Source organism: Streptococcus sp. HMSC034B03 (genome assembly GCF_001838575.1).
In the GTDB taxonomy this organism is placed as follows: domain Bacteria; phylum Bacillota; class Bacilli; order Lactobacillales; family Streptococcaceae; genus Streptococcus; species Streptococcus anginosus.
On the sequence record NZ_KV837619.1, the window covers coordinates 242,651 to 255,970 of the forward strand.

The following is a 13,320-nucleotide window of genomic DNA, read 5'->3' on the forward strand; positions in this document are numbered from 1 at the left end:
CCTGTTTCTGTCAAAATATAGTTTAATTATATCATTTTTAAAGTTTTTCAACAGCGATTGACTGCATGCCTTTTCAAGAAAAATCCCCACAAGAATACTTGTGGAGAACTATTTTTAATGATAAGCTAAAGCTTTTTTGAAGCTCTTCCAAATGCCAATATCATCCGTCTGCAAAATCAAACTGGAGTAAATCCGACCGATATAAACTGTCATTCCTAAGGTAAAGACAAAGGCAATGGCAAATGAAATCCAAGCTTCTAGCCCATTTGCATAACCGTTAATCGCACGGAAGGGCATAAAGAAGGTCGAAATAAACGGAATATAAGAACCAACTTTCAACAAGATCGTGTCACCAGCATTTCCAAGAGCCGTCACTCCCAAAAATCCCAAAATAATCAGCATCACAACAGGCTGAACAGCTTTCCCAACGTCTTCAATTCTCGTCACCATTGAGCCTAAAAAGGCAGATAAGACCACAAACATAAAGACACTCAAGGTGATGAAAGCAATAGTATTAAAGGAAATTGCTTCTCCCAAATGCTTCATCAGATTTGGATTGGCGTTTAAGAATTCTTTTACAAAAGAAATCTGGTCTGAAAAAGCAAGCAACAGCACTGCACCGATTACATAAATGCTGACATGGGTCAAGATAACTGCAAAAATCCCTGCCATTCGACCATAGAAATATTCAGAAGCCTTGATACTGGAGAAAATAACCTCCATAATCTTGGTTCCTTTTTCGCTTGCAATTTCTTGAGCAGTTGAGCTTGTGTAAACAATGAGAATCATATAAAGTACAAGACCAATTGCTGTTGCGACAATCGTTTGAGTTGCCTTCTTCGCTTCTTTCTTCTCATCAATTTTTTCTTTGAAATCAATAGCTCTTGAAAGTAGCTTCACTTGATTAGCTGATAAATTAGCTTGGCTAATATTTGCAACCTGTTGCAACTGCATCAGTTTCTGTGTAATTTCAATTTTTGTAGCACTACTCATGCTCGTATCTGCAAAATAAGTTGCCTTGATTTGCCCCTTTTCTTCTGATACTAGCAAATATCCGCCAACATCGCCATCTTTTACAGCTTTCTTAGCTGCTGCTTTATTTTTATAATCGAAATCTAGATTCTTAGTATCTTTCAGAGCTTCCTTGACTTGAGGATTATCCACTACGACTGCAACACGGTTAGAATTACTACCTGACATGGAGGAAAGATAACCAACTCCCATACTCAGACCGATAAAAATGAAAGGCGAAATAACCATGAAGACAAAACTCCATGACTTGACATGACGAAGATAGGTTTCTTTGATAACAATTAAAGTCTGTTTCATACTTCCACCCCTGATTCTAACTTAAAGATTTCATCAATTGTTGGAGCTTGTTGGTCAAAAGTTTCAATATATTGTCCTTTAGTCAACAAGTCAAACAATTCCTTACCAGCTGCTTCGTCATCTAATATCAATCGCCATGTTCCTTGGTTGGTTAGATTGGCTTTACTTACGTGAGGAAGTTCTTCTAATTCAGTTTGAGACAGCGAGCTAGACACAAAGAGACGCGTTTTGCCGTACTGATTACGAACTTCCTGCACGCTGCCATCTAAAATAACTTTTCCATCACGAATCATAACAACATCATCACACAATTCTTCCACATCGGTCATCACATGGTCAGAGAAAATAATCGTTGCTCCACGCTCTTTTTCCTCAATAATGACCTGTTTCAAAATCTCGGTATTCACAGGATCCAAACCACTAAATGGCTCGTCTAGGATAATCAAGTTTGGTTCATGCAGTAGTGTGATAATCAACTGAACCTTTTGTTGATTACCTTTAGACAAGCTCTTGATTTTATCAGTCAATTTTCCTTTAACTTGCAATCGTTCCATCCACTGAGGCAATTTTTCTCTCACAACTGCACTTGATACACCTTTTAAATTCGCCAAATAACGCACCTGCTCATAGACAGTCAACTTAGGCATCAGACTTCGCTCCTCTGGCAAATAACCAATTTTCTGATAGGTCTCCTGAGAAATTGGTTGCTTATCAAATGTAATGTTTCCGCTGTATTCTAAAAAACGCAGAATGCTGTGGAAAATCGTTGTTTTCCCAGCACCGTTCTTCCCAATCAGACCAAGGATTTGTCCTGATTCAGCTTTGAAATCAACACCAAATAGAACTTGTTTTTGCCCAAAACTTTTTTCTAAATTTTGAATTTCAAGCATCCTAAACCTCCTAAAATTCTAAGTTTACTATATGCATATATAGATTCTCTATATTTAATAGTATAATCTTTTGAAAGCGGATTTTCAAGTTTTTGTGTAAAATTTTCTTATTTTTTTTTACAACAAAAAGAGAGTCATCAATAGCCGCCATTTATAGATTGACTGCCTCTCACTCTCTTACCTTGATTCTATTTGCGCTTTACTAAGCCTTAAAAGCATCCACTAATACTTGAAATTCTTCATTGGAGAGCGTAATCCCTTTCCCCATTTTTGTATGGTCAGGACTCCAACTACGGATATCGTATTTGGCTGGCGCACCATTGAAGCTCACACGATTCAGCTCTTTCGTCCAGCCTTTATCATTTTCTGATAACACCAATAACTTTTCTTCTATCTCAAATTTGAATTCTGACATTTTTGTCTCCTTTTTCTTCTTTCTTGATTTATTCGTAAAAAATTTACTTTTTTAGCGAGTTTGTTATATAATATATTGTAACAAGTTATGGAGAATTTAGCTATGAAAAAATTTCTCGAAATGATTTTAGAGCGCGCAAGTGAATTTATCAATTACAAAAAGGATACACAAGAGATAGAGGAAGACAACGCCAATATTTTGCAGACGATTGAAACAGCTTTGCAAAAAAAATCAGGTGTGCATGTCATTTTTTCAGATAAAAGTTTTACTGGTGATATTGTCAAATATGACAAAGAGCGTCAGCAATTGATTGTTAAAAACTTCCAGAAAAGTATGTCAACGATTATTCGTATTTCAGATATTAAGCGGATTCGTCTGGTTCCAAATACTATCAGAGAAGCGCAAAAAAGAAATTCCAACCTCAGCTAGGAGATTGGAATTTTTTTATTCAAATAAGCTGTAATAATCCGCAATCGTCATTTTCGCTTTCTCTTCTTGATGTAAGTCTTGGATAATTTGTCCATCTTTCATGACAATCAAGCGATTGCCATATTTGAGAGCATCTTCCATATGGTGGGTAATCATGAGAGCAGTCAGTTGATCACGATTTACAAATTCATCTGTCAGACTCATCAATGCCACACTGGTTTTGGGGTCAAGCGCTGCTGTATGTTCATCCAAAAGCAACAGCTCAGGGCGTTTGAGAGTCGCCATCAACAAACTCAAAGCCTGTCTTTGCCCACCCGAGAGAAATTCAATCGGCGTATCTAAGTGTTTTTCTAAACCATTGCCGATTTTGTCTATCGTCTCCTGAAATTCTTTGCGATAATGGCTCAGACGGCGTGGCACTAGACGGCGTTTTTCACCACGAAATTTAGCAATCAATAGGTTTTCTGCCACCGTCATGCGCGGAGCTGTTCCCATCTTTGGGTCTTGAAAGACGCGTGACAGATACTTAGCCCGTTTTTCTGGTGAATAACTGGTCACATTTTCACCTAGAATATAAATGCTGCCACTCGTCAATGGTAATGTTCCTGCAATAACATTGAAAAGCGTGGATTTCCCTGCCCCATTTCCACCTAAAATGGTAATGAAGTTATGCTCAAAAATATCCAGTGAAACATCATTTAAAATAACTTTTTCTTCCTCAATACCTGTGTTGACAATTTTTGTCGCGTTTTTTAATTCTACAATTGCTGTCATTTGCTTAACTTGACTCCTTTAAAGAATTTATTTTTGAAAGTCGGAATCATGAGACAAATTGCCAAGATAACCGCACTATAAAGGCGAAGATAGCTGGTATTAAAGCCAAGCGCAATCACGCCCCAAATCAGGAATTGATAGAAAATAGAGCCGACAACAATCGTTAGTAAACGTTCTGCCAATGTCAGGCTGGTAAAAAGCACCTCTCCGATAATGAGACTGGCAAGCCCCACAACAATGACACCAATCCCGCGCGAGACATCCGCATAACCTTCCTGCTGGGCAATAAGGGCACCAGCTAGGGCAATGACACCATTAGACAGCACCAGACCCATTAACTCCATTCGTCCTGTGTGAATGCCAAAACTCCTTGCCATATCAGGATTATCACCCGTGGCAATGTAAGCTTGACCCAATTTTGTATCTAGAAAAAAAAGCAATGCTACAATTACCAAACTGACAAAAATCAATCCTGTCAGAAGATTGTTTAATTCGCCAGAAAACGGTAGAAAGTCCTGAATTTGCTTCGTTCCAAGAAGTCCAAGATTAGCCCGCCCCATTAACATAAGCATAATAGAATGGCAGGAAGTCATGACTAAAATTCCCGAAAGGAGAGTAGGAATTTTCCCCTTAGTATAGAGAAGCCCTGTTACCATGCCTGCCAGACAGCCTGCCAGAATAGCAACAGCAGTTGCCAGAAAAGGATTGATTCCCTTACTAATCAGCGTAACTGCTACTGCTCCGCCCAATGGAAAAGAGCCCTCTGTTGTCATATCAGGGAAGTTTAAAATGCGGAAAGTCATAAAAATCCCCAAACCCAAAATAGCCCAAACAAGTCCTTGTGAGACAATTGAAATAATCATACTGTTGTCCTAACTTTTAAAATATCGTTTCTTATAATCGGATTACTCAATGACTTGTCCTGCTTTTTTCAGAACATCATCTGGAATTGTTATTCCTAGCTGAGCAGCCACTTTTTTGTTCACAACTGATTTGCCAGTAGCAAAGATTTCAACAGCTGTGTCTGCTGGTTTAGCGCCCTTCAAAATTTTCGCCGTCATTTTTCCAGTCGCCACTCCAAGATCTTTTTGATCGACAACCACTGAACCCAGACCACCTTCTTCTACCATAGCTGTCGCACTTGGATAGATTGGTTTTTTAGCCGTTTGATTGCTGGAAACGACTGTTGAAAAAGCTGAAGCAATGGTGTTGTCAATTGGAATCCAAATGGCATCTACCTTTCCTGTCATCACATTCATGGTTGAAGCAATCTCATTGGTAGAAGGTACAGAATAAGGAAGCACTTTATAGCCTGCTTTTTCAGCCAAAGCTGTAAATTCTTCTACCTGCGTTTTTGAATTGTCTTCACTGCTTGAATAAAGGACGCCGATTGTTTTCACATTCGGTGTTAATTGTTTGATGAGCTCCAATTGCTGTTGAGCTGGGTTGTGGTCAGACACACCTGTAATGTTGCCTCCCGGCTTTTTCAAATCCTTTACTAAATTTGCCCCAACTGGATCAGTCACTGCTCCCATGACGATTGGCTTGTCTTTCGTTGCACTAGCCAAACCTTGAGCAGCAGGCGTTGCGATTCCAATCAGCACGTCATTGCCATTGGCAACTAATTGCTTGCTCATCGTTGCCACTTTACTTTGGTCACCTTCTGCATTCATAAAGTCAATTTTGATCTTCTTGCCTTTATAACCTTCTTGCGCCAATCCTTCTTGAATCCCTTTATAAATCAAATCAAGTGACGGATGACTGACATATTGCAGCACACCAACTTTTACTGTTTTGGTTGTATTGTTTGTCTTCGGTGCTTTCTCGCCATTTACACTAGAATAAATAATGCCTCCGACAACTAATACCACTAAAAGAGCAATCATTCCCATTAACCGTTTGTTTTTCATATCTGTTCTCCATTTCGTATTTTCTAATTTTTATTCGAGTAAAAGCCAGAGTCGCCATCGTTTCAACATATTTTTACCTCCATTAACGAGATTGAAATAATAAAAGAAAAACCCACACACAGTTCATCCTGTGTGAGGGCGTAAATCGCGGTGCCACCTCAATTATGGGAAAAATAATAGACTTCTCCCACATCTCTATCTTGTCTAACAACAAGTTGCACTGTAAGGTGTGCTCACCGAATTTTTATCGTTTCAAATTCAACTTCTATCCATTAGTCCAATTTCATAAAACGCTGCTGCTTGTTTTCACCAACCACAAGCTCTCTGCCAACAACTATTTTATTACTTTTCTAATTTGATATTATTTTAGATGTTTCTGAAACAAAAGTCAAGTATTTTGTCAAACTTTTCTGACAATAATTTTCCAACCTTTTCTTGCTATTTTTTGTTATAATTTTCTTTAGTATCATTCAAGGAGAGAAAAACATGTCCTTTGACGGATTTTTTTTACACCACATGACAGAGGAATTGCGGCAAGAGTTGCTATATGGTCGTATTCAAAAAATCAACCAACCTTTTGAGCAGGAATTAGTGCTGCAAATCCGCAGCAAGCGGCAAAATCACAAATTACTCTTATCCGCTCACCCTGTTTTTGGTCGCATTCAACTAACCAATACCAGCTTTGAAAATCCCGCAGTGCCTAATACATTCATTATGGTCATGCGGAAATACTTGCAAGGCGCCACGATTGAAAGCATTGAACAGATTGATAATGATCGAGTTTTAGAAATTTCTGTCTCCAACAAAAATGAAATTGGAGATAGCGTGGCAGCAACTCTAGTCATCGAAATCATGGGCAAACACAGCAATATCATCCTAATGGATAAGGCAAGCGGCAATATTATTGAAGCTATTAAACATGTTGGCTTTTCTCAAAATAGTTATCGCACGATTCTGCCGGGCTCAACCTATGTCACTCCACCTCAAACAGGCAGTCGCAATCCGTTTACGATTTCTGATGGAAAGTTATTTGAAATTCTCCAGACAGAGGATTTATCGGCTCGTTCTTTACAAAAGCTATTTCAAGGATTGGGGCGAGATACAGCAGCCGAACTCAGTCAGCGCTTAACAAGTGATAAGTTAAAAATCTTCCGCGCCTTCTTCACTAGCTCCACTCAGGCAACCCTGACTAGCAAGTCATTTACCCCCATTCTCTTTGCGGATAGTCAGAAAGAATTTCCTAGTTTATCACAATTGTTAGATGCTTTCTATCAAGATAAGGCAGAGCGCGATCGCGTTAATCAACAAGCCAGCGAACTGATTCATCGAGTGGAGAATGAATTAGAAAAAAATCGTAAAAAATTAACGAAACAAGAGCAAGAACTGGTCGCGACTGAAAATGCGGAAGAATTTCGACAAAAGGGAGAACTCCTCACTACTTTTTTGCACCAAGTTCCAAACAATCAAGACCAAGTAGAACTGGACAATTACTACACAAGCGAGAAAATTACTATTGTGTTGGATAAAGCTTTGACCCCTAACCAAAATGCTCAGCGCTATTTTAAGAAATACCAAAAGCTGAAAGAAGCAGTCAAGCATTTAACGGGACTGATTGAAGAAACTAAAGAAACCATTCAATATTTGGAAAGTGTGGAAACCGCCCTGTCACAAGCTAACTTGACAGAAATTGCTGAAATTCATGAAGAATTGATTCAGACCGGTTTTATTCGCCGGCGTCAGCGTGAAAAGATCCAAAAACGAAAAAAACCTGAGAAATATTTATCTACTGATGGACAGACAATTATTCTGGTTGGACGAAACAATCTGCAAAATGATGAGTTGACCTTTAAAATGGCGAAAAAAGAAGAACTCTGGTTTCATGCCAAGGATATTCCCGGCAGCCATGTGGTCATAACAGGAAACCTGCAACCAAGCGATGAGGTCAAGACAGATGCTGCGGAATTGGCAGCATACTTTTCTAAGGCGAGATTGTCCAATCTTGTTCAGGTGGATATGATTGAAGTCAAAAAACTTAACAAGCCAACAGGTGGTAAACCTGGTTTTGTAACCTACACGGGGCAAAAGACCCTACGCGTTACTCCTGATGAAGCCAAAATTAAATCCATGAAAATGTAAAGGTGTCCGCTAATCGGCACCTTTTTCTGACGACTCTTCGTACGGCCGACCCTCGGATGAAGCAAACTAATTCTCAGGCAGGCTGTCCGAACCTCGGACGAAGTGAAGCACTTTTCTGGCAAACTATCCGAACCTCGGACGAAGTGAATCAGTTCTCAGGCAAACTATCTGACCCTCGGACGGAGTGAAGCAGTTCTTAGGCAAACTATCCGACCCTCAGACGGAGTGAACCAGTTCTTAGATAGGTCGTCGACGTGGGCGGCAGTTTAAACTAATTCCCATTCTCTCCGTCGACCGAGACGACAGATTAAACCAGTTCTCATTCTCTCCGTCGACCAGAGAGACAGACCTAAACAAGGTTGGAAACTGAATTCCAACCTTTGTATTCTATTTCAGACTATTTAAGGTGTATGTAAGTCTCTTAAACCTACCCCGCCGCCTTTTATTCCGATTTCTCAATATCTTCCTTTAGCTCTGCCACATTCAATTTGGCAGAGAGAAACTCTTGGTCTTGAACAGGAAAACGCTGCTCCAATGCTGCAATCGTTCCGATTTCAACCTCTCCATTTTTCATGACAAAATCCATGACATGTCCACCGAATTGGTGGTCATCAGATAGAAAATGAAGATGATAACCAGCTACGCTGACGCCGTGAAACAGCTCCGGCGTCCAAAAGCCAACAATCGTTCCTGAAATGTGTTCTGCATGATACTCCGGCTGATGAGCTGCGATTTCTGCAAACCTCTTTCCCGGAGAGGATTTTGGAGCCATTCGCACGTGCATGCTGCTAAATTCACCATGAATCTTAATTGAGCGAAAAAGATTTTCCCCGACATAGCTAGCTTCTATGCGCTTCTTCAACGCTTCATCAGTCAGCTCAACGTCCTGACGAAAACACGCTTCTTCTCTGTGAAAAGCCACTGCAGCATAAGGAACCGTCCTATCTGTTGAAACTTCTATCACTTCAGGACTTGCTCCTATTCCCTTGGCTTGATAAGCCTTACCGTCAAGCACAATCAGCTCTCCGTCAATAGAGTCTAAAGTACCAATCCCTAAATCTCCATGTTGAAGCAATTCTCCAATCGTCATCGTTCCTTTGTAAAGCCCCGCCATTAAAGCTCCCAAAGTATTGTAGTGAAATAATGTTACAAGCTCTGCCATTTCTCCTCCTAGACAATGTTTACTATCTTTCCTTGAAAAAACAGTGGAAAAACGAACCCTTTTAAAATTTCGAGTTCTTTCCCACTTTTCCTTTAATAAAACTCATCTGGTAAAATCGTTTCTCCTAGTGTACTGCTGCCCTTGTAATCCACTGGTACATCAATGATAACCGGTCCACTTTCCTTTAGGGCTTTTTGCAGCAGCTGTGTCAATTCTGCTGGAGAGGTTGCTCGGAATCCTTTCGCCCCAAAACTCTCTGCATATTTGACAAAATCAACAGGTCCGAAGTCCACTCCAGATGAGCGACCGTATTTCATTTCTTCTTGGAATTCCACCATATTATAATGACCATCGTTCCAAATGAGATGAACAATTGGCAAGTGCAGGCGAACCGCTGTCTCTAGCTCCTGAGCCGAAAAGAGGAAGCCACCGTCTCCAGACACAGAAATAATCTTGGTGTTAGGACGAACCAAGGCTGCTGAAATTGCCCAAGGCAATGCTACACCTAGCGTTTGCATCCCATTTGAAAAAAGCAGATGCCGTGGTTCATAGCTTTTGAAATAACGCGCCATCCAAATATAATGCGTACCCACATCGACAGTAACTGTCATGTCGTCTGTCGTATTTTCCTGCAAGACTTCAACAATATCCAGCGGGTGCAGGCGACCTTTTTCAGTTTGGCTACGGTCAAATTTCACATCACCGTCCATTTTATCTCGCAGCACTTGCAGATATTCCCGCGACCCTTCTGGTAATTGATAACCGTTGATCGCTGGCAGCAATAAATCCAAAGTATTTGCAATATCTCCAATCAGCTCCCGCTCCGGTTGGAAGTAGGTATCAATCTCTGCTGGCTCTACGTCAATCACAATGACGCGGGCAGAAATTTCAGCATTCCAGTTGCGTGCTTCATACTCAATCGGATCATAGCCGATAGCGATGACTAGGTCAGATTTTTTCAGAAGCATATCCCCCGGCTGATTGCGAAACAGACCCACACGTCCAAAGAACGTAGCTTCTTCCAAACCACGTGAAACAATTCCAGCACCTTGGAAAGTTTCCACCACAGGCAACTGTACTTGCTCCAATAACTGACGAATAGAAGCCGTCACTTTGGCACTTGAAGCACCATTCCCCAAGAGAAGAACGGGCAACACAGCATTTTTAATCGCTTGCGCTAGGTAGTTGATGTCAGCTACCGAGCTTGACCCCAACTGCGGATCCGTCAACGGTTTAATCGCTTTCACTTGCACTTGACTATCCACCACATCCTGCGGAATGGAAATGAAACTTGCTCCCGGCATTCCTGACTTGGCATGACGATACGCATTGGCAATGATTTCTGAAAGAGTATTGCCGTCTTGCACTTCGACTGAATACTTAGTAATCGGCTTAAATAGTGCAGCATTGTCCATAGATTGGTGAGCGCGTTTGAGAAGATCAGCTCGTTTAACCTGACCAGCCAAAGCCAGCACTGGGTCACCTTCTGCAGTCGCAGTAACCAAACCCGTTGCTAAGTTTGAAGCACCTGGTCCACTCGTTGCAATCACGACACCCGGCTCTCCTGTAATCCGCCCAATTCCTTGCGCCATAAAAGCAGCATTTTGTTCATGACGAGCAACGATAAGTTGTGGACCTTTATCCTCTAAGGTATCAAACACACGGTCAATCTTTGCACCGGGAATCCCAAATACATAATCTACCTTGTGATTGATTAAACTATCCACAATCAAATCCGCACCAAATTTTTCAGTCATTTTCTTCGTCCTTCCTGAATATCACGCTCATCATTATATCATAATTCCCATGCGTCTTATAGGATTGTGCTTGTTACTCTTTTTACAAACTATTGTACAATTCCTGCATCTCCACATCATCTGGAACCAAGTGAAGATAATGCTCTGCTTGGTGTTTTGCTTCTTCAAAATCTCCCATTTCACGAAGTAGATAAATATATTGCTCTAAAAATTCTGGATTTTCCTTTAAATCCGAGAGCAACAGTCGATATCGCTCCAAAGCTGCTGTTGTCTGTTCCAAAGCCTGATAGGCACGCGCAATATTCCACTTAGTCAGTACATTGTCTATATCTTGCTCCTCAAATTTCAAAACTTCATCAAAACGCTCTTGCTCTAAGTAAAGATTAGACAAACGCAATGCAATTTCTTCCAAGTCTTCCGCATTATCTTTTGCTTTCAAAAGGTAATCTTCTGCCTTTCGCTCATCGTGCAACTCATAAGAAAGCTGCGAAGCTAGCAACAAAAGACGTGTATCAAATGGATTTTTCGACAAGCCCTGCTGCGTAAGGCGTAATGCTTCTTCTGTCTGATGTTCTGCATGAAGCGACAAAGCATAACCATACTCATAACCTTCAAATTCCGGTGAAATCGTATCAATTTGCTTAAAGTATAGATTAGCTTTTTGATATTCTTTCTGGTCATATAAAATAGTCGCTAATTCAAAGGCTACAGCATCATCGTATTCAATCTCTAAAGCTTTTTCCAAAAATTCAATCGCCACTTCAAATTTCCCCAAACTTGCATAGGAAACGCCAATCCGCTGATAAGTAGAAACACCCGTCTGCTCATAAATCAGGCGATTGTCTAAGCTAGCATACTCTTTAATAGCTTGATTGAAATGTCCCAATTCAAAATCTATTTCAGCCAAGCCAAAAGTCACTAACGGCTCGTCAGACAATTGCTTTGCCTCGGCTAATTTTTCCCTTGCAACATCTGGCAAGCCTTCCATTTGATAGAGATCAGCTTTGACTAAGAGTGCTGTCACATACCAGTCATTATCAGAAGTAATTTCTTCCAGATAAGCAAACGATTCTTCCACTTGTCCATCTTCACTAGCAATCTGTGCCAAACTAATATAAGCTTCTGGATAATGAGGAGCTAATTTTTCATAAATTCGCTTCGCTTGAGGGAAAAAGCCGATACTTTCTAAGTAGTCGGCTAATTCAAGTAATTCTTCCTCTGTATCATTTGTTAGAGCTCTTTCAAAATATTTATTGGCATGCGCCAAATCCTGCTTTTGCAAAGAAGCGATCATTTTCTCACTGTTGTTCAATTTCTTCTCCTGTTTCATCTACCAATTCTTCTTCATACAAGCCGCTGACTTTCTTATACCATTTAAAAATAGCAGCAATCACAACTTTTGCAGACGCATAAACGGGAATTCCCAGTAAAACGCCCCAGATACCAAACATAGATCCCGCTGTCAAAAGGACAAAAAGAACATTGATTGGATGAATGTTCAATTGGCTACCGAGAATTAATGGCGACACAAACCGCCCTTCAATCGTTTGCTCTACAATAAAGACCACAATGACTTTCAAGAGCATAATTGGTCCAGCAATTAAACCCAGAACAAGAGCCGGCAGCATAGCTAGAAAACTTCCCAAATAAGGAATCAAATTTAAAATCCCTGCCGTCACCCCAAGTGTCACTGCATAGCGAAGCCCGATTACTTTAAAGAAAATGATGAACATTATCGCTACGATAATAGCTACAGTTACTTGCCCACGAACGTAATTGGCAAGCTGCGTATTGACATCTGTCAAAATTTGTCCGACTGGTTCACGAAACTTAGTTGGCATGAATTTTGTCAAATAAGATTTTAAGTTTTTTCCATCTCGCAAAAGATAAAAAAGGATAAAAGGCATGATGATAATGGCTACAATCACTTGCGAAGCCGTACTAATCAATGTGCTTACCCAATTCACTGCTTTCGATGAAAAATTACTTGCCCAAGTCGTCACTTGAACTGAAAAATTATTCACAATCTCTTCTAATTGAGGCTTGACATCATCAGAAATTCGATTTTCCAAAAAATCCTGAATTATTTTATTCGACTTTTGCAAATTAGCTGGTAAATTCTTGGCAAAGCTGACAATCTGATGCTGCAAACTTGGAATTGCCACAGCCAATCCCCAAATCAAGAGCAAAGCAATTAAGATAAAGACAATCGTAATCGCGACCAAACGATTGATCTTATGTTTCTCCATAAAATCTACAATTGGATTTAAGAGATAATACAAAAGCCCTGCTAAAATCACCGGCAGCATGATAACTCCGATAAATTCTAGAACAGGAATAAAAATAAAACTAATTTTGCTTAATACAAAAATATTCAACCCCAACAATAAGGTCACCAAAAAAACAGTGATTGCCTTATTGTCTAAAAACCACCGAAAAAACCATGATAGGCTGAAATCCTTCTTTTTGTGTTCCATACAGACATCCTTTTCTTTATTTATCTCATTGTAGCATTTTT

Annotated in this window: 12 protein-coding genes and 1 other annotated feature; of the genes, 2 read left to right on the plus strand and 10 right to left on the minus strand. The window is 40.2% G+C overall.

From position 1 onward, the window contains the following. Window positions 1-114 precede the first annotated feature (114 nt). The 3 genes from HMPREF2634_RS01200 to HMPREF2634_RS01210 all read right to left on the minus strand — a co-directional run bounded on the left by HMPREF2634_RS01200 (window position 115) and on the right by HMPREF2634_RS01210 (window position 2,634). A complete protein-coding gene (locus HMPREF2634_RS01200) occupies window positions 115-1,329 on the minus strand; it encodes an ABC transporter permease (RefSeq protein WP_057489605.1) in 1,215 nt (404 codons plus the stop codon). Continuing rightward, window positions 1,326-2,219, minus strand: coding sequence for an ABC transporter ATP-binding protein (locus HMPREF2634_RS01205; RefSeq protein WP_021001500.1), 894 nt, complete (start codon window positions 2,217-2,219; stop codon window positions 1,326-1,328). The genes HMPREF2634_RS01200 and HMPREF2634_RS01205 overlap by 4 nt, the downstream gene beginning before the upstream one ends. Before the next feature lie 202 nt (window positions 2,220-2,421). Next, complete coding sequence (locus HMPREF2634_RS01210; RefSeq protein ID WP_003025304.1) at window positions 2,422-2,634, minus strand: YdbC family protein; 213 nt, start codon at window positions 2,632-2,634, stop codon at window positions 2,422-2,424. Window positions 2,635-2,721: 87 nt separating this feature from the next. On the opposite strand from HMPREF2634_RS01210, the gene HMPREF2634_RS01215 reads away from it, so the two are divergent. Continuing rightward, entirely contained in the window at window positions 2,722-3,063 is a 342-nt protein-coding gene (locus HMPREF2634_RS01215; protein ID WP_003028044.1) for a hypothetical protein, read from the plus strand. A gap of 15 nt (window positions 3,064-3,078) precedes the next feature. On the opposite strand, the gene HMPREF2634_RS01220 is transcribed toward HMPREF2634_RS01215, so the two are convergent. Genes HMPREF2634_RS01220 through trpX form a run of 3 tightly spaced genes read right to left on the minus strand, consistent with a single transcriptional unit; the run spans window position 3,079 to window position 5,747 of the window. Further along, complete coding sequence (locus HMPREF2634_RS01220; RefSeq protein WP_003025306.1) at window positions 3,079-3,837, minus strand: ABC transporter ATP-binding protein; 759 nt, start codon at window positions 3,835-3,837, stop codon at window positions 3,079-3,081. Continuing rightward, window positions 3,834-4,700 (minus strand): ABC transporter permease, encoded by an 867-nt coding sequence (locus HMPREF2634_RS01225; protein WP_021001499.1) that lies wholly within the window; start codon window positions 4,698-4,700, stop codon window positions 3,834-3,836. The genes HMPREF2634_RS01220 and HMPREF2634_RS01225 overlap by 4 nt, the downstream gene beginning before the upstream one ends. Window positions 4,701-4,742: 42 nt before the next feature. Further along, window positions 4,743-5,747: a tryptophan ABC transporter substrate-binding protein gene (gene trpX / locus HMPREF2634_RS01230; protein WP_021001498.1), complete on the minus strand. Its 1,005-nt coding sequence runs from the start codon at window positions 5,745-5,747 to the stop codon at window positions 4,743-4,745. Between the two features lie 131 nt (window positions 5,748-5,878). Beyond that, window positions 5,879-6,115 (minus strand) — a binding site (T-box leader). 118 nt (window positions 6,116-6,233) lie between these two features. On the opposite strand from trpX, the gene fbp62 reads away from it, so the two are divergent. After that, window positions 6,234-7,883 carry an Rqc2 family fibronectin-binding protein Fbp62 gene (gene fbp62 / locus HMPREF2634_RS01235; protein ID WP_021001497.1) on the plus strand — a complete coding sequence of 550 codons (1,650 nt, stop codon included), beginning with the start codon at window positions 6,234-6,236 and terminating at the stop codon, window positions 7,881-7,883. A 442-nt stretch (window positions 7,884-8,325) separates the two neighbouring features. Here fbp62 and budA read toward each other — a convergent pair whose 3' ends face one another. The 4 genes from budA to HMPREF2634_RS01255 all read right to left on the minus strand — a co-directional run bounded on the left by budA (window position 8,326) and on the right by HMPREF2634_RS01255 (window position 13,279). Next, window positions 8,326-9,045: an acetolactate decarboxylase gene (gene budA / locus HMPREF2634_RS01240; RefSeq protein WP_021001496.1), complete on the minus strand. Its 720-nt coding sequence runs from the start codon at window positions 9,043-9,045 to the stop codon at window positions 8,326-8,328. Window positions 9,046-9,137: 92 nt separating this feature from the next. Next, a complete protein-coding gene (alsS, locus tag HMPREF2634_RS01245; protein ID WP_021001495.1) occupies window positions 9,138-10,802 on the minus strand; it encodes an acetolactate synthase AlsS in 1,665 nt (554 codons plus the stop codon). Window positions 10,803-10,884: 82 nt separating this feature from the next. Continuing rightward, window positions 10,885-12,114, minus strand: a complete 1,230-nt coding sequence (locus tag HMPREF2634_RS01250; protein WP_041784101.1) for a tetratricopeptide repeat protein — start codon at window positions 12,112-12,114, stop codon at window positions 10,885-10,887. Beyond that, window positions 12,101-13,279 (minus strand): AI-2E family transporter, encoded by a 1,179-nt coding sequence (locus HMPREF2634_RS01255; protein WP_003025319.1) that lies wholly within the window; start codon window positions 13,277-13,279, stop codon window positions 12,101-12,103. The genes HMPREF2634_RS01250 and HMPREF2634_RS01255 overlap by 14 nt, the downstream gene beginning before the upstream one ends. Between the last annotated feature and the right edge of the window lie 41 nt (window positions 13,280-13,320).